Annotated in this window: 19 protein-coding genes and 1 pseudogene; 13 read left to right on the forward strand and 7 right to left on the reverse strand. The window is 49.5% G+C overall.

The genetic code is table 11. The features are described from left to right. Positions 1 to 81: 81 nt before the first annotated feature. The 6 genes from ACVV26_RS03995 (at position 82) to ACVV26_RS04020 (ending at position 7,148) form a co-directional block, all read left to right on the forward strand. Positions 82 to 1,941: a TRAP transporter large permease gene (locus tag ACVV26_RS03995; RefSeq protein ID WP_312980824.1), complete on the forward strand. Its 1,860-nt coding sequence runs from the start codon at positions 82 to 84 to the stop codon at positions 1,939 to 1,941. Between the two features lie 67 nt (positions 1,942 to 2,008). Then, complete coding sequence (locus tag ACVV26_RS04000) at positions 2,009 to 3,070, forward strand: LacI family DNA-binding transcriptional regulator (RefSeq protein ID WP_474800094.1); 1,062 nt, start codon at positions 2,009 to 2,011, stop codon at positions 3,068 to 3,070. Positions 3,071 to 3,226: 156 nt separating this feature from the next. Continuing rightward, positions 3,227 to 3,991 carry an SDR family NAD(P)-dependent oxidoreductase gene (locus tag ACVV26_RS04005; protein ID WP_474800095.1) on the forward strand — a complete coding sequence of 255 codons (765 nt, stop codon included), beginning with the start codon at positions 3,227 to 3,229 and terminating at the stop codon, positions 3,989 to 3,991. Positions 3,992 to 4,057: 66 nt separating this feature from the next. Beyond that, on the forward strand, positions 4,058 to 4,480 hold the full coding sequence (locus tag ACVV26_RS04010; RefSeq protein ID WP_474800096.1) for an RbsD/FucU family protein: 423 nt from the start codon (positions 4,058 to 4,060) through the stop codon (positions 4,478 to 4,480). A 515-nt stretch (positions 4,481 to 4,995) separates the two neighbouring features. Then, complete coding sequence (locus tag ACVV26_RS04015) at positions 4,996 to 6,048, forward strand: TIGR04086 family membrane protein (protein WP_474800097.1); 1,053 nt, start codon at positions 4,996 to 4,998, stop codon at positions 6,046 to 6,048. A gap of 305 nt (positions 6,049 to 6,353) precedes the next feature. Continuing rightward, entirely contained in the window at positions 6,354 to 7,148 is a 795-nt protein-coding gene (locus ACVV26_RS04020) for an AraC family transcriptional regulator (RefSeq protein ID WP_474800098.1), read from the forward strand. On the opposite strand, the gene leuA is transcribed toward ACVV26_RS04020, so the two are convergent. The 3 genes from leuA to ACVV26_RS04035 all read right to left on the reverse strand — a co-directional run bounded on the left by leuA (position 7,100) and on the right by ACVV26_RS04035 (position 10,703). Further along, positions 7,100 to 8,776: a 2-isopropylmalate synthase gene (leuA, locus tag ACVV26_RS04025; protein WP_474800099.1), complete on the reverse strand. Its 1,677-nt coding sequence runs from the start codon at positions 8,774 to 8,776 to the stop codon at positions 7,100 to 7,102. The genes ACVV26_RS04020 and leuA overlap by 49 nt on opposite strands. 292 nt (positions 8,777 to 9,068) lie before the next feature. Continuing rightward, on the reverse strand, positions 9,069 to 9,617 hold the full coding sequence (locus ACVV26_RS04030; RefSeq protein ID WP_474800100.1) for a cysteine hydrolase family protein: 549 nt from the start codon (positions 9,615 to 9,617) through the stop codon (positions 9,069 to 9,071). 105 nt (positions 9,618 to 9,722) lie between these two features. Further along, a complete protein-coding gene (locus ACVV26_RS04035; RefSeq protein ID WP_474800101.1) occupies positions 9,723 to 10,703 on the reverse strand; it encodes a GlxA family transcriptional regulator in 981 nt (326 codons plus the stop codon). A 416-nt stretch (positions 10,704 to 11,119) separates the two neighbouring features. Between ACVV26_RS04035 and ACVV26_RS04040 the strand changes: the two genes are divergently transcribed. The 4 genes and pseudogenes from ACVV26_RS04040 to ACVV26_RS04055 all read left to right on the forward strand — a co-directional run bounded on the left by ACVV26_RS04040 (position 11,120) and on the right by ACVV26_RS04055 (position 16,887). Then, positions 11,120 to 12,199, forward strand: a complete 1,080-nt coding sequence (locus tag ACVV26_RS04040; RefSeq protein WP_474800102.1) for a 4Fe-4S binding protein — start codon at positions 11,120 to 11,122, stop codon at positions 12,197 to 12,199. A 75-nt stretch (positions 12,200 to 12,274) separates the two neighbouring features. Beyond that, the gene (locus tag ACVV26_RS04045; RefSeq protein WP_474800104.1) at positions 12,275 to 12,583 is read left to right on the forward strand and encodes a hypothetical protein; all 309 of its coding nucleotides are present in this window, start codon (positions 12,275 to 12,277) and stop codon (positions 12,581 to 12,583) included. A gap of 776 nt (positions 12,584 to 13,359) precedes the next feature. Continuing rightward, positions 13,360 to 16,150: pseudogene (locus ACVV26_RS04050) on the forward strand (autotransporter YaiT-related protein). Positions 16,151 to 16,260: 110 nt separating this feature from the next. Then, entirely contained in the window at positions 16,261 to 16,887 is a 627-nt protein-coding gene (locus ACVV26_RS04055) for a helix-turn-helix domain-containing protein (RefSeq protein ID WP_474800105.1), read from the forward strand. A 497-nt stretch (positions 16,888 to 17,384) separates the two neighbouring features. Here ACVV26_RS04055 and pdxY read toward each other — a convergent pair whose 3' ends face one another. The 3 genes from pdxY to ACVV26_RS04070 form a co-directional block, all read right to left on the reverse strand. Then, on the reverse strand, positions 17,385 to 18,242 hold the full coding sequence (gene pdxY, locus ACVV26_RS04060; RefSeq protein WP_474800107.1) for a pyridoxal kinase PdxY: 858 nt from the start codon (positions 18,240 to 18,242) through the stop codon (positions 17,385 to 17,387). Between the two features lie 11 nt (positions 18,243 to 18,253). Then, positions 18,254 to 19,516: an aromatic amino acid transporter gene (locus tag ACVV26_RS04065; RefSeq protein ID WP_474800108.1), complete on the reverse strand. Its 1,263-nt coding sequence runs from the start codon at positions 19,514 to 19,516 to the stop codon at positions 18,254 to 18,256. A gap of 111 nt (positions 19,517 to 19,627) precedes the next feature. Then, entirely contained in the window at positions 19,628 to 20,998 is a 1,371-nt protein-coding gene (locus tag ACVV26_RS04070; protein WP_125295309.1) for a tyrosine phenol-lyase, read from the reverse strand. Between the two features lie 808 nt (positions 20,999 to 21,806). Between ACVV26_RS04070 and ACVV26_RS04075 the strand changes: the two genes are divergently transcribed. From ACVV26_RS04075 to kduD, 3 genes are all read left to right on the forward strand, one after another. After that, a complete protein-coding gene (locus ACVV26_RS04075) occupies positions 21,807 to 22,514 on the forward strand; it encodes a phage antirepressor KilAC domain-containing protein (RefSeq protein ID WP_312980861.1) in 708 nt (235 codons plus the stop codon). A 230-nt stretch (positions 22,515 to 22,744) separates the two neighbouring features. Beyond that, a complete protein-coding gene (locus ACVV26_RS04080; protein WP_474800109.1) occupies positions 22,745 to 23,926 on the forward strand; it encodes an acetyl-CoA C-acetyltransferase in 1,182 nt (393 codons plus the stop codon). Positions 23,927 to 24,483: 557 nt separating this feature from the next. Next, the gene (kduD, locus tag ACVV26_RS04085) at positions 24,484 to 25,245 is read left to right on the forward strand and encodes a 2-dehydro-3-deoxy-D-gluconate 5-dehydrogenase KduD (protein WP_043865925.1); all 762 of its coding nucleotides are present in this window, start codon (positions 24,484 to 24,486) and stop codon (positions 25,243 to 25,245) included. Positions 25,246 to 25,346: 101 nt separating this feature from the next. On the opposite strand, the gene ACVV26_RS04090 is transcribed toward kduD, so the two are convergent. Next, on the reverse strand, positions 25,347 to 25,670 hold the full coding sequence (locus ACVV26_RS04090; protein ID WP_474800110.1) for a cupin domain-containing protein: 324 nt from the start codon (positions 25,668 to 25,670) through the stop codon (positions 25,347 to 25,349). Between the last annotated feature and the right edge of the window lie 111 nt (positions 25,671 to 25,781).

A 25,781-nucleotide genomic window follows, 5' to 3' on the forward strand; every position in this document is an offset into this window, starting at 1 on the left:
AGCCCACCCTTGTCAGCGGCAGCAGTAAAGCACGTGAATGGCAGGGAAGTGATAACGAGGTTTAAAATGGCAGAAAGATCCATGTTGATAAAACAACAATCCGGGTTACTTGTTTATCTTTCCCGGCTGAATAAAGGGCTAACAACGCTGACCGCCTGGGCAGGCGGTCTCGTTTTGCTGGTAAACGTACTGGTTGTTTCCGCCTCGGTCATCTGGCGCTACGCGCTTCACTCCCCTATTGAATGGGCTGAAGAGGCGGCACGCGCCATGATGATTGCACTGGTTTTCTTTGGTGTTGCCACTTCAACCGGACGAGGTGGGCATATTGGCGTGGATTTGTTCCTGCGCTTTATTCCGGTGACTATCCGCCCCTATGTTGTCCATGCCAGCCGCTGGGTTCTGTTCCTGGTGGCCGTTGGTTTAACGCTGTCCAGCTACAGTCTATTGCAGGTCTCGCGCTTTCAGACGACGGAAACGGGGCTGCCGCTGATCATTTCCGTTACGCCGGTCCTTATCGGCTCGGTCGTGATGATGCTGGGGGCGCTGGAGCATGCGCTTAATGAGCGGATGAAAGTGGTGCTATTAAGCGGCGCAGGTATTGCGCTGTTATTTCTGCTGGGCTGGCTCAAACTTTCGTTAATGGCTGACCCAGCCACCGCCGCGGCCGGGTTAATGTTGATCTGCTTCCTGCTGGGGATCATTGCTGGCGTACCGATTGCCTTTACACTCGGTATGTCCGCAATGGTGTTTTTCATTTGTGATCCTTCATTACCATTCGTGTTTTTTTCACAGCAGGTGGTTGCTGGCGTAGACCACTTTGTCCTGCTGGCAATCCCGTTTTTCCTGCTGGCCGGGGCGGCTATGGAACACAACGGGATGTCCACGCGGCTGGTTGAACTTGTGGTGAGAGGCATGGGACGCTTTCGCGGCGGCCTGAATATGACCACCGTACTCTCTATGGCATTCTTCTCAGGCATTTCTGGTTCAAAGCTGGCGGATATTGCGGCGGTCGGCGGCGTGTTGATGCCTGCCGTGCGCCGGGCCAAAGAGGACAGTAACGAGGCTGCGGCAGTTTTCGCCGCGTCGGCGGTGGTATCAGAAACTATCCCACCCTGTGTTAATTTGATTGTGCTGGGATTTGTGGCCAATTTATCCATTGGCGCTCTGTTTATCGCCGGGCTGGTGCCAGCCGCCTGCCTGCTGGTGTTGATGCTCATCGCGGCTAATCGTTTCGGCGGCAAAATCAACATCAAAGATGCTTATCCGCAAATGCGCCCACGGCTACAGCTCTGGTTAGGCGCACTGGTGGGCCTGGCGATGATTTTTATGATTGGCCGTGGCGTAATAATGGGTATCGCGACATCCACGGAAATTTCTGCTTTCGCTGTAGTTTATGCAATTGTTGTAGGACGGCTGGCGTTTCGTGAACTGACATTGCGAACAACGGTGAAAATGTTCATCGACATCGCCGCCATGTCGGGTGTGCTGTTATTCATTGTTGCCTGCGCGACCAGCCTTTCTTATGTGCTGACTATTCAAATGATCCCTCAGCAAATCGCTGAACTGCTGGTCAGTATCGGCCAGTCACAAGGAAGCTGGATATTCCTGTTACTGACCATCGTCATTCTGGTGGTATTTGGTGCAGTACTGGAAGGTGCGCCAGCGTTGATTATCTTTGCCCCGATTTTGGTGCCGATTGCCGTACAGTTGGGCTTCAACCCTTTACATTTCGGTATAGTGATGATTCTGGCGATGGGATTTGGTTTGTTTTCACCGCCGATTGGGCTGGGACTGTATACCACGTGTGCCATCTGTGGCGTTGAAATGAAAAATGTTATTCGCCCCATGGTAAAATATCTGTTGGTTTCGATGGCCGGGATCATTCTGATTGCGCTGTTCCCTTTCTTGTCGACATGGTTACCCGGTTTGGCAGGTTATTAATTCCATAAAGTACGCAGAACAGGGACGGTTGATACTCTGCCTGTGGCTAATAATTGACGAGGAGCATATGGCTAATATACGTGATGTCGCTCACCACGCGGAGGTTTCAGTCAGCAGCGTTTCAAATGTGCTGAACAATCGCACCGACCAGATGCGTCCGGAGACGCTCGCGCGTATTCGCCAGTCTATGATTGCGCTTAATTACCAGCCTAACCGCATTGCGCAACAGCTTAAAACGGGTCAGACCAGAATGATCGGTCTGTTAGTGCCCTCTATTGTTAACCCGAGCTTTGCTGTGTTGACGAGAGAAGTCGACCGGGCGGCGAAAGCCAACCAGTATCGGGTGTTATTGGGTAACACTTATCGTCAGGAAGATGAAGAGCGTGCTTTTCTGGAAGATATGTTAGCGCATGGCGTAAAAGGGATTATCGTGGTCGCCACCGCGATGGATCGTCCCCATTTTGCTGAAGCTGTCCGTAAGGGGATGGTCATGGTGAATTACGACAGCCTGATGTCCTGTGATACATCGGATAGCAAACCATCTTATGACAGCGTCTCGATGGATAACGTCGAGGCGGGCCGCCTGGCGACGGAACATTTAATACAGCGTGGGTGTCGGCAGTTGGCATTTGTTACTGAAAGCTCGTTAACGAACAGTCGCTCTCAAAAAATTGAGGGTTTCTTTATCGCCGCGAAAGCACACGGGCTTGAGAAAAGTGCACGCGTCATTGAGGGCACCGCAGAGTTTGCTTACGGTGATGCCGAAATGACGGAACTGGGTCGAGCGCTGGCGGCGAAAATCCTGCAGGCATCGCCGATGCCTGATGGCGTCGTCGCGATTAATGATGCACTGGGGATTGGCTTAATGGCAGGATTACGCGATGCCCGGATACGTATACCTGAAGATATTTCGGTTATAGGTATCGATAATATTCCGCTGGCTGATTTAGTTCAGCCTCCATTAAGTTCGGTTATTCCACCGCTGACGGAGATGGTCAATAAGATGATGGAGCGTTTATTAATGCGTATTGAAAATCCGGAGTTGGCATCAGGAGAGTTTTTGTTTACACCGACATTAATTAGCCGCCACTCTGTAATCGGTGAGAGTGACAGTCACAATCTTAAATAAATTACCAGGGCAGGAAATATCCTGCCATTGCTTTGAAAAGTAAAATATTTGCCAACAGGCAGGGATATCTATTGCATGGATTCATATCAGGTGAAAATCGGAATGAATCAAAAAAATGAATTTCTTATTAAAACACGAACTATTCAGGAGTAATATATGGGTGATCTTACCGGCAAGCGTGTATTTATTACTGCGGCAGGACAAGGCATTGGCTATGCCACTGCAAAAGCATTGATAGAAGCGGGTTGCGATATTTATTTGCATTATTTTAGTGATGATTCGGGTGTCAAGAACCTGACCTTACTGGCGGGCTCTTTGGGGCAAAAAGCCGCGTATGGGCAGGCCGATCTCACCAAAGGCGAAGAAGCCGCAACCTGTACGGGCGCCGCAGCGGCATTCCTGGGAGGAATTGATATTCTGGTCAATAACGCCGGTGGGCTGGTAGGCAGAAAATGGCTGGGTGAAATCGAACAGCCTTTCTGGCAGAAGGTGATTGACGTCAATATGACAACCACCTTTAACGTCACACAAAGTGCGCTGCCTTATCTAAAACAAGCCAGCGAGGGTGCCAGCATCATCAATCTTGCTTCGTTGGCGGGTCGGTCAGGTGGGCATTCTGGCTCACTGGTTTATTCCACCACCAAAGGCGCAATCCTGACCTGGACGCGCTCCCTGGCCGCTGAACTTGGACAGTTTGGCATACGTGTCAATGCCATCGCACCAGGGCTGATTCTCGGAACGAAATTCCACAATACACATACTACACAAGCCTCCGCCGAGGAGACGGTACGCGCAATCCCGCTAGGCCGGGCAGGAAATGCAGAAGATGTCGCACGTGTAATCAAATTTCTGGCATCAGAATACGATGGCTTTATTTCTGGTGCCACAATAGATGTTAATGGTGGCATTTATCGTATGTAAGACTAAATGGATTTGTCCTTATTCTTTTTTTGAAAATAAGGACACCCTATTTTTAATGGAGTCGAAATGATTAAGTCCGCCATTCTTCATCCGCATTTATTAAGCGCACTGGCAAAATGCGGTCATAAAACGCAAATTTTAATTGCTGACAGCAACTATTCATTTGTCACCAATTCATCACCGGGGGCCATAATTGTTTATCTGAATTTCGCGCCGGGCATGATAGAAAGCACGTTTATACTGGAAAAACTACTCAGCTATATTAACGTGGAAGAGGCCGTGCTCATGTCGTCACCCGATGATTTTAATAATACCATCGAGCAGGAGTATCAGAATATTTTATCCCCGGGCACGGTATTCTCCTGGTCTGAAAGGGAGGATTTTTATGCGCAAGCGAAATCATCGGATACCTTGCTCGTTATTGCCACCGGTGAAACGCGGCGTTATGCCAATATTCTTCTTACGGTTGGCGTAGTGCGTGCAGGCTAAGGATTATAAGGCTATTTTCGTTTTCGAAATAGGGTTGATTATAAAATCGAATAATGAACATTCAAAATACTGGAACTGTCCAACGAATTTGAACGAAAACTGAGGTAACGTTGTCTGGACCCTGGTGAGGCGGGGAACTGATATTACCGCTGCGTCCGGAAAAACAAGCGAAAGCGGCAAAGGTTTGGGTTATCACTTTTGCCGTTCTGTTTATGCCGGTTATGAGACGGCGCGGCAGGAAATTATCCCTGGCGCCCGGGTCCGTTGTCAGCGTAAATGCCACAATACCTGAAGAGTTTGACTTATTAATTTTTTAACATAGCTATTTTCTTGAAAGTTATAACTAAAAAGATATAAATCAAGCAATCACTCCGCTATTTTCTCTGATCTCAACAGGAATTACGCGCTAAATAGCGCTTATCATTTCATTTATACTATTATTAAACAGAGACTTTTAATACTTAACGAATCGCGCATGAATTTCCTCACCGTTCCTGAAAAAGCGGAGTGTTCCTATGATCGATAAACATACACGCCTCGGTAACGAAAATGTGCCAGATGGCGACTATCGGGTCGATATTCAGGGTGTTCCGTTAAAAAGGATTTCATGGAGCGCAGTTTTTGCCGGAGTGATCGTTTCTATAGTCCTTTATTTATTACTCACTATTCTTGGAACCGCTGTGGGTACCAGTACCATTGACCCTTTACGTGAAGAAAATCCGGTTGAAGGCATCGGCATGGGTGCTGCGATTTGGAGTGGAATAAGTATGTTACTGGCCATAGCCGCAGGGGGTTATGTAAGCGGCAGGTTGGCGCAGCGCGAAGGCGCATTGCACGGGCTTTTAATGTTTGGTGTTAACACACTGTTTTTTACCTGGCTCCTGATAACCATTGCCAATAACGCGGTGACAGGCACCCTGAATATCCTTGGCTCGGGGTTACAGGCTGTTGGCAGTGGCGCTAAAGCGTTGGCACCGCCCGTTACAGAAATGGTGAAAGATAAACTTGCTGAAAATAATATCGATCTCAGCACTATTCAGAATGAGCTTGAAACGACCTTGCGACAAACAGGTAAACCGGAACTGCAACCTGAAGCTTTGCAGAATCAGGCGCAGAGCGAAGCCGGGCAAATTCAGAACCAAACGTCTGGCACGGCTAACCAGACGCCAGCACAGACTCCTGATCCAGGGGCAAGTGCTAATGATGATCTTGCGAGCTTCTTTAAAGGCTTAACCGATAGAAACGAAGCCACTTTCCAGGCTGCTGACAGGGAAGCGCTGAAAAATATTATTCAGGCCCGCACAGGTAAAAGTGACGCTGAGGCGGAGCAAATTATTAATCAGACTCAGCAGAATTATCAGGCTGCGCGTGCCAAATACGAAGAGCTGAAACAGCAGGCAGAGCAGAAAAGCCGTGAGGTAGCAGAGAAAGCAGCCGCAGCGACAGCAAAAGCCGCCTGGTTTGCCTTCTTTATGATGATTGTGGAAGCGATTCTTGCGGGTGTAATGGGAATGATGGGGCGACGTACGCAACCCCGAATGCTTACCCGTGAGCAACGGCGAGGGTAATAAAACATGTCGATGTCCACGCCAGGCACACACGGGCGTGGACAATGCCTTTTCATACAGGGTAATACGTTCTGATACAGGATCTTCAAAGAAAACCAACCCTGTTTTTTTATCTAATCAGAAGAGGGAGGGGGCGCATTACTGTCATCAAACATCGATCAGTTGGGATAATGTATTTCACTCATAAAATGGTGATCTTTTTGGGCTCGAGCGCCTGAAGCAGCCGGTGATGCGGGAAGCTCGCCTGGGTTCCTGTTATACGCCGAACCTGTGCTATCTTTCTCTTTTTAAATAAATTACAACCTATGTCAACCCATCAGCAATTCAGCTTTGCCACGCGCCCGCTGGTGCCTTTCGCGCATGATTATACCCATGGTGAAACGGAGCCGTGGCACAGCCACACCTGCGCGCAACTCCTGCATACCCTGAGTGGGGTGGTGCGAGTGGAAACCGCGCAGGGGTTCTGGATTGTGCCGCCGGGCAGGGGCGTCTGGCTACCAGCCGGAACGCAGCATCGTTTGCTGATTACTGGCAATGTGGCGGCACGGACGCTTTTTATCGATCCCTTTGCCCGCGCGGATTTGCCATCGGTCTGTCAGGTGGTGCAAATCTCCACGTTGCTGCGCGAGTTGATCATCGCCTCGTTTAAACTGCCGGAAAACTATGCGGCGGGCAGTCGGCCGGAGCGCATTTATGAGCTGATCCTTGATGAAATCCGGGGGATTAGCATGCTGGCATTCAATCTTCCGGAACCACAGTCCCCCGCGCTCCTGGCGCTGTGCCGGCAGATCCAGGCGGATCCCGGGACGAAATGGACGACGCTGCGGGCGGCCAGGCAGCTAAATATCAGCGATCGCACCCTGCTGCGGCATTTTCGCCAGCAGACCGGGCTTGCGTTCAGCGAATGGCTGCGCAGGGCGCGGCTGATGGAGGCGCTGAACCGCCTGGCGCAGGGCCAGTCTGTGCTCAGGGTGGCGCTGGATCTCGGCTATGAGAGTCACAGTGCCTTTAGCGCCATGTTTCGCCGCACGCTCGGCGTGGCACCGAGCGACTACTTCCAGCCCGACTCGGTCTCCGGTAATGCGTTCAAAAGTGCCTGAAGCGACGCCCGGGAAACATCGTTGTCAATGCCGGTTCCCCAGCGGCTTACACCCTGTTTAGCGCTGCAGCGGATATACGCTGCCGACCGGCTTTCGCTGCATCTGCCGAGCGTATGCTCATGATAATCCTCAATGGCGAAAGCCAGATTAAAGCAGGATTTTATCGCACTGGCGGCGGCAGAGAGCAGACCGTTGCCTTTCCCCTCGATGGTCATGATGCCTTCGGCGGTCTGAATGCGGGCCCACAATGCCAGACCACCGTCCGCCTGGCTCTCCGTCCGGTAATCCAGCAGTTGCCGCCGGGCAAGCTGATGCGGGCCGTACAGTTCGCGGTAAAGTTGCCACAGCGCACTCAGCGTCATCTCGTTCCCTTCACGGTCAGTGTGGGTCTGGACGTGGCGGCTGAAGTCCTGTTGCAGTGCGCGGGGGAGCTTCAGGCCATGATTTTGCTCAAGCATCCATGCCGCGCCGCTTTTACCGGACTGACTGTTCACGCGGATCACCGCCTCATAGCTACAGCCGATGTCGTTCGGATCGACCGGAAGATAGGGCATTTCCCACCGTGGCGAAGTTGACTGTTCGCGTGCGGCAAAGCCTTTTTTGATGGCGTCCTGATGCGAGCCGGAAAACGCGGTAAACGCCAGCTTACCGGCATAAGGATGACGCGGATGCACCGGCAATTGATTGCATTGCTCAACCAACTCAACCACCTGCTTCATATTGCTGAAGTCGAGCTGCGGCGCGATACCCTGGCTATAGAGATTCATTGCCAGTGTCACAAGACAGACGTTCCCGGTGCGCTCCCCGTTGCCGAACAGGCACCCTTCAACCCGCTCGGCTCCGGCAAGCAGGGCCAGCTCGGCACTGGCGACGCCGCTGCCGCGATCGTTATGGGGATGTACGCTGATGCAAACCTCGCTCCGGCGGGAAAAGTGTCGACAGAAGTACTCGATCTGATCGGCATACACATTGGGCGTGTTGACCTCAACCGTGGCGGGGAGGTTGATAATTAAGGGCCGTTCGGCTGAGGGCTCCCAGACATCAGCCACCGCCTCACAGATTTGCAGGGCAAACTCCGGCTCGGTGAAGCAAAAAGTTTCCGGGGAGTATTCATAACTCCAGCGCGTCTGCGGATTCGCCTCGCACAAGGCCCGTATCTGGCGAGTGGCTGTGACGGCAAGCTGAACAATTTCTTCTTTGCTCTGGCGAAACACCAGGCGGCGAAACAGCGGCGCAGTAGCGTTGTAAAGATGTACCGTGGCGCGTTTTACTCCTTCCAGCGAGGCAAAAGTACGATCAATCAGATCGCTACGCGCCTGGGTGAGAACCTGAATGGTGACGTCATCCGGGATCCGTTGCTCCTCAATGAGCTGGCGAACAAATTGAAAGTCCGTTTCTGAGGCGGAGGGGAATGCGACCTCAATCTCTTTGAACCCGCATTTCAGCAGCTGTTGCCAGAAGCGCAGTTTACGGGAAATATCCATCGGTTCGGCCAGCGCCTGGTTGCCATCGCGCAGGTCGGTAGAGAGCCAGCGCGGCGCATGGGACAGTGTCTTATCCGGCCACTGGCGGTCGGGTAAGGCAATCGGGACACAGGCAGCGTACTTTTGTGAGGGGTTGAGTAACATGCGGATCCTCCAGGTGTTGTTGTGCTTTTATCCTGGCGAATGATGGATGAGGGTACTGGCGTAAAACTGACAACCTGTGGTGAGGATCCGACACATCACGCCCCCCAGTGCAGCGGCAGTGGCTGGCTCTGCGCCAGAACCCTCTTATTGCCCTGCATGAGTCGCGTTATGTCAGCATCATATTGCTGATGCCGGGACTGAAAAGCGGGCCGGTCGTCTTCGTATACAAAGCCGGCGAACTGGCGGCAGCCGATGAAAAAGCGTCCCCGGGAAGGGACGCTGGCGGGGGCGGTTATGCAGCAAGATAGTCAGCCGTTGACTGGACTTTCCCGTAGCCGAATTCAAACGCAGCCATCATGGCAGCATGAACCTGTGCTGCCGGTACGGTGACGCCACCAAATGTCAGGTCAAGCGTGGCGCAGGCATCATGCAGAACGGTGACCGGATAGCCCATATCCGCTGCCGCTCTCACGCAGGCATCCACACACATGTGGCTCATTGCTCCCACGATAATGACTTCTTCGACACCCTTTGCATCCAGTTGCGCTTTCAGGTCGGTTTCGCGAAACGAGTTGATGAAGTTCTTCACAATTACCGCTTCGCCTGCCGCCGGGGTGACAGTATCCTGAATTTCCACGCCGTCAGAGCCGGCAATAAACACCGGCGCTTCGTTATTCGCAAACTCATGGCGAATATGAAAAACGGGGATATCTTTTGAACGCGCGTCAGCGATGGCAAGTGCTGCATTATGGGCAGCAGCCTCTATGCCGGTAAGCGGTAATTTACCGGTAGGTAGATATTCGTTTTGCAGATCGATTACGATCAAACCGCGTTGTTTCATCTTGTCATTCCTGTTGGTTTGCTCACTGAAACCCAATTTTGACAGGGAATATCTGGAGGCTGAAGTGGCGTAAACGACATTATAAGTGTCAATTTCGCCACTTTGTCAGGCATTTTGCGTTGCGTGGCTTGTGCTGAAGCGACGGCGGTATTCGCCAGGCGTCAGACCCACAATGCGGGTGAAAATTTTACGCAGCGCACCCGGATCGCTGTAACCCACTTCCCAGGCAATGCGATCAAATGAGTCATGACTAAACTGCAAAAGCTCCTGCGCCCGTCCTACCCGAAGGTGCTGACAATATGCCGTAGGGGTCATGCCGGTGGCTTTTTGAAAGCGGCGCAGGAACGTGCGTTCTTCCAGGCCAGAGTGTGCTGCCAGAGCCGAAAGCATGACATCTTTGGCCTGTGTTGCCTGAAGCCAGTGCTGCGCTTTCAGGACGGATGCATCGCCGTGCGTAAGACGTGGTGAAAATACGCTGTAATAGCGCTGTTCACGGCCTGGTGGGTCGACAAGCAACATTCGCGCAGTATCGATCATGACAGTCGGACCCAACAGACGATGAACTAACCGCAGACCGAGATCGGTCCAGGACATCAGTCCCCCGGCGGTGATGATATCTCCGTCATCAATAATCAGTTGATTTACATCGACCTGTATTTCAGGGAAACGCTGGCTTAGCAAATCAGCGTAGGCCCAGTGTGTGGTCATTTTACGTCCATTCATTAAACCCGTTGAGGCCAGCACGAACGCCCCGGCGCACACTGAACCCAGCACGACTCCCTGAGCGCGCAGCCCGGTTAACCATTGCGTCAGTTGTGGCGTTGCGTCTACCTCTGCAGGTTCTCTGAGCGTGGGTGGAACAATCAATGCTGATAAAGGTGCCGGGCTGGCATCCGGTACGGTATCAAAAATGCGTATCGGGTCTTCCCGGAGAGAACCTTGCTGCCAGTGCGACACTCTTATCAATCTATCTCTATTGCTCTGATATTTCTGAGAAAACGTATTCGCAACACAGAATAAATCGTTCAGTCCAAGCACTGCGGCTTGTTGAACACCCGGGTAAATCACAATACCTATTTCCAGCATAGCTGCAGACCCTTATGTTGATATTGCCCCGGAGAGTATCGTTTTTGACGCTTGTCACCCTAACGCTGACAAGACATGCACGATGGGTAATCGGCTTAAAGAAACGGGGATGGAGATTACGATTGATGGTAACGGTAAACAATACGGCAGCCCTACACTGATACAAGGGAAAAGCTGTTAATGCAGGTAACGACGGCTTTTTCCGGCCTTGAGAACTGCGGCCCCATTTACAGGTAAAACCTGACCCCGGTTTTTATAAAAGGGACCCTACTTTTTCGGACTTTATTATTTACCCATAGCTTCAATGCCATGCAAGTTGTCCTTTTATCAGGCAATGACATACATCAACGCTTACGCAGAGCGATAACTTTAGGATAATGGTATATAAAATACCACTTTAGGGAAATCAGCAGGCGATGAGTGATAAAAGAAGGACTCGCTGGCAACGGCGTCCGGGAACGACGGGCGGCAAACTTCCATGGAATGACTGGCGCAATGCCTCAAGCTGGCGAAAAGCGACGCAATTTTTGCTGCTGCTTATCAATAGTTATATTGGTGTGACTTTTTACTATTGGGTGCGTTATTACGAGTCCGGTGGAACGACCCTGTATCTGCCCCGCCCTGGCGGGATTGAAGGCTGGTTGCCCATTGCTGGCCTGATGAACCTTCGCTATACCCTGGAAACCGGCTTTCTTCCTCCGATACACGCCGGTGCCATGTTGTTGCTGTTGGCCTTTATGCTGATCAGCCTGCTGCTGAAAAAAACCTTTTGTTCCTGGTTGTGTCCAGTCGGCACGGCATCTGAACTTATCGCGGATCTCGGAAAAAAACTCTGCGGCCGTAATTTTTTACTCCCCCGTTTCGTGGATATACCCTTACGTGGTCTCAAATATCTGTTACTGCTTTTCTTTCTTTATATTTCATTATCAATGCCCGCACAGGGGATACAGTATTTTCTGATGTCTGCGTACGGCATCATTATTGATGTAAAAATGCTCGATTTTTTTCGCCATACCGGCACTGTTACAGTGCTGAGCGTCGCACTGCTGGTCGTAATCAGTTTGTTTATTCGCAATGCCTGGTGTCGTTATTTGTGCCCTTACGGTGCGCTGCTGGGGCTGCTGTCTTTGCTCTCACCGTTCAAAATACGGCGCAATGCACAGAGCTGTATTGATTGCGGGAAATGCGCAAAACAGTGTCCGTCCCGTATTCCGGTAGACAAGCTTATTCAGGTCAGAAGCGTGGAGTGCACGGGTTGTATGACTTGCGTGGAATCATGTCCCGTCGCCTCGACGTTAAGCTTTTCCCTGCACATTCCTTCAGGCGAGACAGGCAAAAGTCGCGGTGTGCTTTCAGGCGTGATAGTGACGTTTATGGTGCTCGGAATACTCTTCGCCAGCGTGGCTTTCGCGATGATAACGGGAGTATGGGAAAGCCCGGTGCCGGAGCATATCTACTTTCGCCTGATTCCTGAAGCAAGAATGATTGGGCATTAGATTTATATAGATAAGACGACATTAAATAGCGAAGTGTGAATCATCGGTTTACTGGAGTGAATCAAAGCGGCAGGCATGGCAATGCCCGCAGTCATGCTCTATAACGCCAACCGCTTCGTTGTGGCAGTTGGCAAGCCGTCCCGGCAGACTTTCAGCAGGGTGGTGAATAAACGATATTCCGCCATCTTTACCGCTGCTGGTTCTGGCAAAGGTATTGTGAACCGTCAGCACATGTCGACAGTGAGGAATGTTATCTACCCAGATTTCCTGAACCCGTTACACGCCGCAGAATTAGCACACCAGCGGAGCATGCCCGATGTCAGTTCATCGGCCACGCCTCTATCCGATAATGCTTACAATTCAGCGTTAATGGTTTTAACCTGACTAAACAAACGCATCCATTTATTTACGTTAGCTATAGAAGCTAACTTATAACATTTTTTATGAATTTTATTAGCCTCCGTTATTAATGCTTTTATCCTCTATCCTTATTTAGATTGTTTGACCGAAAAGAGATAATTCAGGGTGTGGATGATATAGCTAATCAATACATTGACGATGCGCCTGTTATTATCGGCAGTCGCGTTTTTATGATGGAATTTTTCATCTAAAATAATCCAAAAACATTTGTATTAATTCTTATAATATGTGATTCCGCTTCGAGTTTAACGGCCCATTTTTGATCGAGTACGAGGGGACATCATAATGCTTACGGGCGTGTTTCATTTTTTATCAGTTTGTATTAACCTTTTTCTGGTAAGTTTATGTCGATGTGGTAATCTTTTATTTTTGTTTACGCTATGATTTTTAAGTGTTTTTATTTTTATTGTGGTGATTTTTACGGTGTAATCCAATGAATTTGGAGTGATTTGAAAAAGGGTGCTCAAAAAAGGTTTTTGGCATAAATTAATAATATTAGATCGGTTCTTTTATTATATTCTTCAGGTTAATACTTGAGCTTTAATCTTATTTATTATTTAAAGTGTGGAATCATACTTTCACGAAACTTTATTTGAACCTTTCATCCTTCGGCGCGCATAATTTTCACTGCTGATGACTTTATAAGCTTAACATGTGTGTCTTATGTGTCGTTTTTAGTTTTTTAGTAAACCGCATAATTGATGGACCAACATAAATATGTCCCTGAGGAGGGATGGTAAATGCGCTGCTGGAATAAGAAACTTGTTGTATCTCAATTAGCAATAGCTTGTACGATGGCAATCGCTTCTCAGGCATCTGCTACCATTGATATTTCTGGTACGAATTATGACACCTTTTATTATAATGGTGGAGTAATGTATCAGGGTTACGTGGGCTATGATTACGGATCTAACTACTATAATGGAAATATCTACCCTGTTGTTAATGGCGCTACCGTTAACGGCGTGATTTCAACTTACTATATGGATGATGGTGTTGCGGGCAATACCAACCCGAATTCGCTGACGATCAAAGACAGCTACATCAACGGCATGGTAACATTCTGAATGTATGACCACAGAATGTGCTGATGGCCGTGCTGATGGTTACGCATACAATCGCCTGGCTTTAACCGTCGATAACTCCACAATCGACGATAACTTTGAGCATTACACTTATTACAATACAGGAACGGCTGAAACAGCTTCCTATGATGTCTACAACTTAGGGACTGCGATCACGCTGGATCAGGAAGTTGACTTGGTTATCCAGAACAACTCTAAAGTGGCTGGAATCATGTTGGGCCAGGGCTATCAGTGGGAGGATTACCTTGATGTGACGGCAGTTGACGGCTGGAATAATAGTGAAATTTTTAATGACACCGTTATTGTAAAAGACTCCGTGGTGACCTCAGGCTCAATGAGCGATGAAGGCACAACAGGCTTCTATGGCCGCACCGGTAAAGCCAGCGACTACAGCAATACGGCAACGGCAGATGACATCGCTCTTGCGGTTATCGCTTCCGACTCCGACAACGCCATGCAGACCACCGCAACGTTTGATCACTCCACGTTAACGGGCGATGTCCTGTTCTCCAGCTCCTTTGATAACAACTTCGGCGGCTACAACACGCTGGACGCTGATGGCAACGTTGTTCATGTGGATGCTTACGATCGCAACGGTGACGGCACGTTAGATTCTAACGGTTGGGATAATACCGATCGACTGGATCTGACTCTGACTAACGGCAGCAAGTGGGTCGGCGCGGCGTTCTCAGATGTTGAAGCGACCTCTGAGCTGTATGATTATCAGCCGAACAGCATTTGGCCTACTTCCGTTTATGGTATCGGTGCTGACGGTACTGCTTTTAACGAAGAAAACCATGTAGTTGGCAATGCGGTTTATCAGAGTGGCATCTTTAACGTCACGCTGGACAACGGCTCCGAATGGGATACCCGTAAGGTTTCCAATATCGACGATCTGGTGGTCAATAACGCCTCGAAAGTCAATGTTGAAAATTCAAGCCTGTTGGCTGATAGCATCACTCTTTCCAATGGTTCGTCACTGAACATTGGCGATTCCAACAACGCCTCTGATGACTATACCGGTTATGAAGTTGCCACTAACAGCTTGCATATCGACAGTTACAGCCAGGCATCCCTGCTTGAAGAAACTGCCAGCCTGTATGCCAATACCATCACCGTTGATAATCATGGTCAGTTGAATCTGGGGCTGGGCCAGATTGATACCAACAACATGGTTCTGACTAACGCCGGTGTACTGAATATCGCCAGCCGTGATTACGTCCTTAATTCAGACCTGAACAACGGCCGTTATATCACCAATGATATTCATGACGCTAATTATGATTATGGTGTGATTGCGCTGAATTCCGACGGACATTTGGCCGTGAATGGCGATGTTGCCGGCAATTATGAAGTTCGCATCGATAACGCAACGGGTGTGGGTTCAGAAGATCAGTACAAAGATAAAGAAATTATCCGTGTATATGATAACAACGCCAATACCGCCGCAAGCTTTACTGCGGCTAACAAAGCGGATCTGGGTGCATACACCTATGAAGCTAAACAAGATGGCGATGTCGTCACTCTGCATCAGAAAGAGCTAACCGATTACGCCAACATGGCGCTTAGCGTTCCTTCGGCAAACAGCAACATCTGGAACCTGGAGCAGGATGTATTGTCAACTCGCCTCGCGAATGGCCGTCATACTGCAGGCGACCAGGGTGGCGCATGGGTTACTTACTTCGGCGGCAACTTCAACGGCAGCAATAACGTACTGAACTATGATCAGGATGTTAATGGTATCATGGTTGGTGTTGATAAGCAGATCGATGGCAATACGGCTAAATGGACCGTCGGTGCGGCGGCTGGCTTCGGTAAAGGTAGCCTGGACGATCGTTCTGGCAATGTTGATCAGGATACTCAATCCGCACGTTTCTATACGTCAGCACGCTTCCCGAACAACATCTTTGTTGATACCACCTTAAGCTACAGCCATTACAGTAATGACCTGACTTCAGTCATGAGCAACGGTAATTCTGTTTCCGGCGATATCTCATCTGATGCATGGGGCTTCGGCTTAAAAGCGGGTTACGACTGGCAGTTCAACGAGAACGGTTATTTGACGCCGTATGCAAGCATCACTGGCCTGTTCCAGGATGGCGACGACTACCAACTTAGCAATAAGATGGATGTTGATAGCCAGTCTTATGACAGCCTGCGTTATGAGCTGGGTGCAGATATTGGTTACACCTTCAACTACGGTAACGATCAGTCCTTCACACCGTACGGCAAACTGGCTTACGTTTATGACGATGCGGGTAACAGCGCTAACGTTAACGGCGACAACATCGACAATGGTGTGGAAGGTTCTGCGGTTCGTGTTGGCTTGGGTGGTCAGTTCAACTTTACCAAAAACTTCAGTACCTACGCAGATGCTAACTATCTGGGTGGCGGCGACGTTGACCAGGATTGGGCTGCAAATGTTGGTGTGAAATACACTTGGTAATCACCGCCATATCATAATTGATATTATGGTTATCCAATGCCCATCCTTACCTGGATGGGCATTTGTTTAACCAGAGTGAATGGATTCTCGACAGTGAATGGACGACTCACATGTTAGATTTGGTAAAACCGTTAAACCATCTGGAGATTCTTCGCAGCCATTTTAGTCCTTCCGCTATGGGCTTCAGTATCGCCGCGGATGAAGAACTCAGTTTTTCTAATGAGCAAGGCGAGCAACAGTGTTGGTTTTTCAAAGAGGGTTTTTTGGATATCTGGAGAGAGAACAATGATATTCATGTTGAACTCCTTGCTGCTCCTGTATTGCTCAGTTTAACCGGCGATCCCATCCCCAGTCCGTTGAATTATAAGTTAGTGACGAAAACGAACTGCACCGGGTTTTGCTTACCCGTCAGTCGAGCGATGGATATTATTGAAAAGCAGGGGCTCTGGAAGTCATTTTGTCATTGGCAAACCTATCAAATGCGCTGGTTCGAATGGCGCGATGCACAATTCATAGGCACCTCAACCTATGCACAAATTCGTTCCACGCTATTAACTATGGCCTCATGGGATATAGCGTTGCGTTCTCAGATCGGCGTCATTAATTACATTCAAACTCATACGCATATCTCACGTTCAGTGATTGCTGAAATGCTCTCCGCGCTACGAAAAGGGAACTACATCGAAATGCAAAAAGGCAAATTAATCGCGGTTCATAAATTGCCTCTAAACTATTAAAACGCTTGGTTTCAGTAGATTGAAGTGGCTTGTGACTGGCACAACTCTTTCACCAATGTTTTTAAAATACGGGTTTGCAATCCATTAATGTGATCAATAATTACTGAGCGAAAACAAAATTTTTTACAGACAGGTTTACACTTAGAGTGACAAGGAAGACGTGAGGATATTGGCTCTTCGTAACTGGAAGGGTACAATATGTGACCTGTATCACACTGAGGTTAGCAAAAATGTCTTTCTGCAAAAAACTTCTCAACAAAATCGATGCTTTTGCCGCATTGATCCCGCCGCGTTATTTCCGGGCGTAAGCGACGGCATTAGCAAAATGCACCCCGCACGTAGAGCCGGGGTGCAGCTTTCCCTCTTATTTTTTTCTTTTCCGCAATCCTGTCAGCTGCAACACAATCAACAAGATACGTAGCAACGCAAATCTGTGCACAAGCGGAAACTGGATTTTCAGAAGTGTCAGAAACATCCATCACCTCTGATTAATACGGTTACAGTTTCTTTGCGGCATAGCGGATCACCGGATTCATGATGAAATGTCGTGATTCAATCAACTCAAGCTCATAACTTTCTCGTTGCCAGGTATGACGCATCACGGCATCAACAATATTGGCGCTGTACTCCAGCGCGGTAATATCATCAAATCCGTTCAACAAACTTGCAAGTAACACGCTACAGGTGAGATCGCCCACGCCAACCGGCTGTTGGGGGAAAAGATACAGCGGCCGTGCAATATGCAATACCTGACGCCCTGTGACCAAAAGCATCTCGAAAGCAGTGGTATCCTTCGCGCATTTTCCCAAATGTTTTACTAATACTTTGCTGACGCCTTGCGCTACCAGCTGTTGTGCCGCATACACCACTTCATCGAAAGTATTTAACGTTTTTCCGGTTAATATCTCCAGCTCATGTAAATTGGGGCCCATCACGTCAGCAAGCGCAATGGCTTCATTTTTGAAAAACGTATCGACGCCGCTAGCGACCACGCACCCTTTCGCTGGGTGGCCCATAACCGGATCGCAAAAATAGAGCGCTTTCGGGTTATAACGACGAATCTGATTAACGGCCAGTGCGACCTCTTCACACTGCCTGCTGTCGCCGAGATAACCCGACAACACGGCATCGCACTCAGGCAGTTTGTCGTTTTGCTCAAGTCCTGCTATCACATGCGTCAGTTGACCCGGCGGCAGCGCCATTCCCTGCCAGTGCCCATATTGGGTATGATTAGAAAACTGCACGGTATAGAAAGGCCAGACATCAATACCCAGCAGTTGCATTGGCAACACAGCGGCTTTGTTGCCCGCGTAGCCGTACACCACGCTGGATTGAATCGATAACACGTTTTTCATAACAACCTCAATTACTTAAACGCCGGCAACCAGCCGAGAACGTCGAGCACTACTGTCAGATAGACAATGGCGCCGCACACAATCACCAGATTCAGCATCGTGTTATTGCAGGGGGCGGTATAGATAGCCGAGCTATAACGGCGCCGTGCACTTTTCACCAGGAATGGCGGTAGGATGACGCTCCAGATGGTGAATGCTAACCCGGCGTAGCCAATGGCATAGACGAAGCCGTTAGGGAAAAAGAAGCAGACAAACGCCGGAGGAAGATAAGTTACCAGGGTCGTTTTAAAACGGCCCAAGGGATCGTTAGGGAAGTGGAACAAGTCGGCAATATAATCGAAAAGCCCGAGCGTCGCGGCGAGTAACGAGCTCGCAACGGCGAAGTTGCCAAAGAACGTCAGGATAAGGTCCATATAGCGGCTGGTGAAAATCCCGCCGATGGCCTCAACGAAAACATCAATATTACCGCCCCTGGCAATAATCGGTGAGAACGAGGCACGGCTAATATTCCCCATCGTTACCGCCAACCAGAAGATATACAGCAGTACTGCAAACAGGGTTCCGATCACGATTGAACGCGTGATATTATAGACGCCACCCTTGCCGTACAGTTTTACCAGGCTTGGCACATTACCATGAAAGCCGAACGAAATAATGCAAAACGGTAACGTCATCAGGACGTAGGGAAGATAGCGGGTATCCGGTAAGGCAACGGAGGCGCTATCTAACAGTTTGGCAATTTCTATATGGCTTACCAGCCCAGAAAAAGTAGCGAAGAAGGCAATAAACTTACCGAGAATAAGTACCGTCGTAATTCGGCCAACCAACAATGAACTGTACCAGGCGATCAGCCCTACAAACAGCGTAACAAGAATAACAGAAAATTTTGCAGGGAAATGGACGCCGCTGTATTTCAGTAATGTCTGGCTAAGTACCGCCGACGAACCCGAAATATAGGCATAGGTCAGGATATATAAAACAAAGCCAAACGCAATGCCAACAACGATATTCCATTTTTTGCCCAGCAATTCCTGGGTAAAGGTATTAAAACTGGCCCCGGGTTCAAAATGCAGGTTGACTTCAACTAACATCAAACCGGTTAATAACATCATTAGCGCAATGGCGATAAGAATAACGGTTGCGCCGGTAAACCATACGCCGGCCATGGCAATCGGAAGAGAAAACATACCGCCGCCAATGACGGTGGCAATCACGAGCACTGCACCACTGGTTAATCCAGGGGTACCATTTTGAGCGGGGTTATGAATACCCATAATAATGTTCCTGTAAAAAAATTATTGTTATTTACAGCATTTATACTCAATTTTTAACGGCCTCGATCAGAAACAAAAAGGCCCTGCAACGAGGCAGGGCCAAATACTGAATTAGATGTAATCAAAGCGAGCCGTAAAGAAACGCAGTTGCTTCGGTTCGTACTCAAACTTTAGCCCGCGAATATCTTCTTTATGCTTGTACAGCTTGATAATGCCGTCCGCTACCACATCCATATGCGCATAGGTATAAACGCGGCGAGGAATAGTCAAACGTACGGTTTCCAGTTTCGGTCTGTGGTGCTCGCCAGTTTCTTTATTACGGCCAGCGGAAATAATGCCGCGCTCCATACTGCGCACCCCGGTTTCCATATAGATACTGGCCGCCAGGCTCTGTGCCGGGAATTCATCCTGACTCAGATGTGGGCAGAAACGACGCGCATCCAGGAACACCGCATGACCACCAATCGGCTCAACAATCGGTACGCCGGCGCTTTTCAGTTTTTCACCGAGGTAGCGAACCTGCTTAATACGATGCTCAATATACTCATACTGCATCGCTTCGCGCAGGCCAATCGCCATCGCTTCCATATCACGTCCTGCCAGACCGCCGTAAGAAGGCATCCCTTCATAAACAACAACCAGTTCGCGAGCGGAAGAGAACATTTCATCATCATTCATGCACAGGAAACCGCCGATGTTAACCAGGCAGTCTTTTTTGCCTGACATAGTGCAGCCGTCGGCATAGCTAAACATTTCATGAACGATATCTTTAATGCTGGTGTTTTCGTAACCTTTTTCCTGCTCCTTAATGAAATAGGCGTTTTCAACGCAGCGGGTCGCATCATAGAAAACTTTAATCCCGTGCGCGGCAGTCAGTTCGCGTACGGCACGCATATTTTCCATGGATACCGGTTGGCCGCCTGCCAGGTTAACGGTTACTGCCAGGCAAATATACGCAATATTTTCTGCGCCTTTTTCATCGATCAGTTTTTGCAATTTTTTCAGATCGATATTGCCTTTAAAGGCCACTTCGATTGTTGCATCGTGCGCTTCATCACGAACGATATCGATAAACGTTGCGCCATTTTTTTCCTGATGGTAACGGGTAGTGGTGAAATACATATTCCCGGCAACATACTGGCCCGGTTTAATAGCCAGTTGCGATAATAAGTTTTCTGCGCCACGGCCCTGGTGAGTAGGAACAATATGTTTGAAGCCAAAAAGTTCGCGAACCGTTCTTTCCAGATGATGGAAGTTTTCGCTGCCCGCGTAAGCTTCATCGCCGATCATCATTCCGGCCCATTGCTTATCGCTCATGGCGTTAGTTCCGCTATCGGTCAGTAGGTCGATATACACATCTTTCGAATTTAATAAGAAAGTATTGTAGCCCGCTTCCTGCATTTTCTTAATACGCTCATCGCGTGGGATCATAGAAACGGTTTCAACGCTTTTAATACGGAACGGTTCTGCTGGAAAGTTCATTTAAATATCTCCGTTTTATAGGGTGGTATTCGTTGGTTTAAAGCATATCGTCCCGCCTGAACTCCGAGGCGGAATAATGTCCGGGTTTAGCACCCTGTTTAAATAATCGTAAAATGTTAAGACGAAGCGATTATGCGTTAAACACTGAGTAGTTGAAATAGCCGGGCAACAGTTTGACTGGGCATGTTTTTAGCGTGTCTGTAAATCCCGTGACCTGCGTCACTGTATTTTAAAAGAGCCATATAAAATCAATAGATTACTCTCTTAAGATTTAGCTTAAATGCCCTGTTAATAACGAAAATATGTAAAGTATTGGTATTTTGACTTTCCTGTTTTTTTCTTTTGCTTTCATGTGAACTTATTCAGGTGGGAAAATTGAGAACAGAGTCATTATTTTCAGACAATATAATGCTAGGCATGAAAATAGCCTGTAAATTTTTATTTACACCTATCATGGGCTTGTATTAATACCTGTTTTGACTATTTCACTGCGAAAATAAAACTGAGCCAGCCGGGGCGTTGGCCATATCTGATTCCCACAGCATGCTCATTTACCCCGGCGACTAGCCATCACTCTGGCGTGACACCCTGAACATATAGCCTGAGGGTAACCTTGCGGTACAAATGCCGCGTGGAGTAAGGCCTCTTCACAACACACCTGTATGGGCAAACAGGCAAAAATGCGCAAATTACCTGATTTCCTTAAGGTAAATTGTTCATAAAAAATACTGGATATTTAAACAGTGCATTGTATACTATTTCTACTACCCGCAAGGGTGTTGCTGTTTGTGAGTAAGTGGTGAGGCCTATGATGAATCCTTCTTTAAACCGAAATTCTTTGGATCAATCAGTCACAATGAGCAGCCGTGAAATTGCTACGTTGACGGGCATAACTCACGGCGAAGTGAAACGTATTATTAAAAGTCTGGAAACGGCTCAACGCCTGTCGCAACCCCTCGTGGTCAATCAGTTTGAGCGGGAAGGGGAGAGCTACCAGGAGTACTTATTGAACAAGCGTGACTCGCTGCTGGCCGTTGCGCGCGTTTCTCCTGGTTTTACGGCGAATGTGCTGGACTGGTGGCAGGAGCGTGAACAACGCGCGGAAATCCCTGACTTCACCAACCCGGCTGCTGCTGCGCGTGCGTGGGCAGAACAGTATGAGCAGCGCCAGGCGGCAGAGCAGCAGTTGGCGATCACCTTGCCAAAGGCGGAGTTATTTGACCATCTGATCCAGGTTGAAGATTCGCTGGGGTTTCGGCAGGTGTGTAAAATGCTGAAAGTGAAAGAACCTGAGTTCCGTCAGTTCCTGCTGGAGCGCAACATTATGTTTCGCGCTAACGGCACGCTGACGCCGCCGCCGCACCATATGCAGGCCGGTTATTTCACGCTGCGCTCTGGCGTTGGCGAAAACCAGCACACGTTTTCTCAGGCGCGCTTTACCGCCCGGGGCGTCAAGTGGGTCGCTAATTTGTGGGCAGGGCACCTCTCTTCCCAGCCGAAAAGCGTTGCAGCCTGATGATCCAATCCACCTCACATCGTCACGTGGGGCGTTTCTCTCATAACGACAGGTCATCGCTAGTGACCTGTTCTATTTATATTTTTCCCCCTATCTCCTTCCCATATACGCGTTTCAGCTAACGTCATACGTTTTTACTGTGTGACTGCGTTCACCATTTTTTAAACATTTACGAAAAAATTTGATAACAATCGCTACTCTATTTCAGTCCTGCCATTGAGAGGTTGAAAATGAAAGATGTGGTGATTGTCGGCGCTGCGCGAACGCCTATCGGGTGCTTCCAGGGCGCGCTTGCGCGTCGTACCGCCGTCGAGCTGGGCTCGGTGGTGGTTAAAGCGTTGATTGAACGCTCAGGCATCAACCCTCTTGATGTGGATGAGGTCATTCTGGGCCAGGTGTTAACGGCGGGAGCCGGGCAAAACCCGGCGCGGCAGACCGCGCTTAACAGTGGCCTGCCCTGGGGAGTTTCTGCAATCACCATTAACGATGTGTGCGGCTCGGGCCTTAAAGCACTCCATCTCGCCACTCAGGCTATCCAGTGCGGCGAGGCCGACGTGGTGATTGCTGGCGGGCAGGAAAACATGAGCCGCGCCCCGCATGTGCTGACCGACAGCCGCACCGGCGCGCAGTTGGGCAACAGCCAGTTAATCGATAGCCTGGTGCATGATGGCTTATGGGATGCGTTCAATGATTATCACATCGGGGTTACCGCAGAAAACCTGGCGCGAGAGTATGGCATCAGCCGCGAATTACAGGACGCCTACGCGCTCTCTTCCCAGCACAAGGCACGCGTGGCAATTGATAGCGGGCGTTTTCGTGACGAGATCGTCCCGGTAGAAGTGGAGTTAGCGCCCGGCAAGAAGGTTCTGGTGGATACCGATGAACAGCCGCGTACCGATGCCAGCGCGGAGGGGCTAGCGAGCCTCGCGCCAGCGTTCGATTTACACGGCAGCGTGACGGCGGGTAATGCCTCGACAATTAATGACGGCGCGGCGGCAGTCATGATGATGAGCGCCAGTCGCGCAGAAGAACTCAACCTGCCGGTGCTGGCGCGGATCCGCGCATTCGCCAGCATTGGCGTCGATCCGGCATTAATGGGAATTGCCCCCGTGTATGCCACGCGCCGCTGCCTGGAGCGGGCGGGCTGGCAGTTGAACGACGTTGATCTCATCGAAGCCAATGAAGCCTTTGCCGCGCAAGCGCTATCGGTAGGAAAAGTGCTTGAGTGGGACCCGCGCAAAGTTAATGTCAACGGTGGCGCGATTGCGTTGGGCCATCCAATCGGCGCATCCGGCTGCCGCATTCTGGTTTCGCTGGTGCATGAAATGGTGAAACGCAATGCCCGCAAGGGGTTGGCGACATTATGCATCGGTGGCGGTCAGGGCGTCGCGCTGGCGATTGAACGCGATTAACAAAATACGCGGCCGGTTGGGTCGCGTTTTCGCTGTTATTCACCCTCTACTACCCCTCGTTTTTTCTTTGCGAGCCGTCTCGTAACTTCCTTTCATGTTGCTTTAGCCCATAAACCGAACGTAACGTTTCTCTGCACGCATTCGCCCCTGGAAACCGACGGAAACCGACCTTAACCGAACCGGGTAACGGGCCTTCCTTACCCGGCCATTCTCACGATTAAATGGTGTAGCGAAAAGGCTTCAGGATGGTTTCGTGATCCTACTTCCAAATTCGCACTTTGGTGTCTTAAAAAATGAAACATTGTTTTATTTATAATTGAAAACGTGTTTTAGAGGGGCTAGTATAATTCCACAAATGAAAACGAAACGATGTTTTGCAGTAGTGCGAAATAGCGTTTTGAGGCTTTGACGGTAAAGACGAATAGCGAAAGGTGTCAACCGGCCGTAGGCAGTTCAGGTGTTATCACACTGTGACTGATCCGCGACCAATCGCGTCAGGTAAACCGTTGTGAATTATGCATCTGTCTGTGACAGGCTGGAACACTAAGGAAACCACCATGATTTTGGATTCATTCTCTCTCGAAGGTAAAGTTGCGATTGTGACTGGCTGCGATACCGGCTTAGGTCAGGGTATGGCGCTGGGTCTGGCGCAGGCAGGCTGCGACATCGTTGGCATCAACATCGTTGAACCGACTGAAACGATCGAAGGCGTTACCGCGCTGGGCCGTCGTTTTCTGAGCCTGACCGCCGATTTGCGTAAAATCGACGCAATCCCTGAACTGCTTGAGCGTGCGGTTGCAGAATTCGGCCATGTCGACATTCTGGTTAATAACGCGGGTCTGATCCGTCGCGAAGATGCGATCAACTTCAGCGAAACCGACTGGGATGACGTAATGAATCTGAACATCAAATCCGTGTTCTTTATGTCTCAGGCAGTCGCTAAACAGTTTATTGCCCAGGGTAAAGGCGGCAAAATCATCAATATCGCTTCTATGCTTTCCTTCCAGGGCGGTATCCGCGTTCCGTCTTACACCGCGTCAAAAAGCGGCGTAATGGGCATCACCCGCCTGATGGCTAACGAGTGGGCGAAGCACAACATCAACGTTAACGCTATCGCACCGGGCTACATGGCGACCAACAACACCCAGCAGCTGCGCGCCGACGAACAGCGTAGCGCTGAAATCCTCGATCGTATCCCGGCGGGCCGTTGGGGTCTGCCGAGCGATCTGCAAGGGCCGATCGTATTCCTGGCATCCAGCGCATCTGATTACATCAACGGCTACACCGTTGCAGTAGACGGCGGCTGGCTGGCGCGTTAATCCGCGCTATATCGCACAAAAAGCCCGTCAGTGGAAACACTGACGGGCTTTTTGTTATATGCGCGATAAAAAAGCGCCGGGTTTCCCCGGCAGATTGTTGCTTACTTAAGAAAATCTTCACGCATTGGCGTAAAGGTATCCAGCAGAGTACCCGCTTTGATACAGACGCAGCCGTGCATAATGTGTGGCTCTTTATACAGCGTATCGCCTGCCGTGACGCGACGCGTTTCATCGCCGATAGTGAATTCGAATTCACCAGACAGTACATAGGTCAGTTGTTCGTGCGGATGATTGTGCATCGCGCCTACCGCGCCTTCCTGAAAATTCACTTCCACTGCCATCATCTTGCCGTTATGGGCCAGGATCCGGCGGGTTACGCCGCCGCCTAAATCTTGCAGTTGGGTTTCGTTATGGGGAATAAACATCTGCTTGCCTCTAATTAGTGAAACAACGTTTCAAATATTCTACATCAGGCGTCCATTTAAATATAAGTCGTGGCTGTGAACTGCGCCGTCGATCACAAATGTTTATCGCTT

Source organism: Atlantibacter sp. MEI4A-1023 (assembly GCF_056155425.1).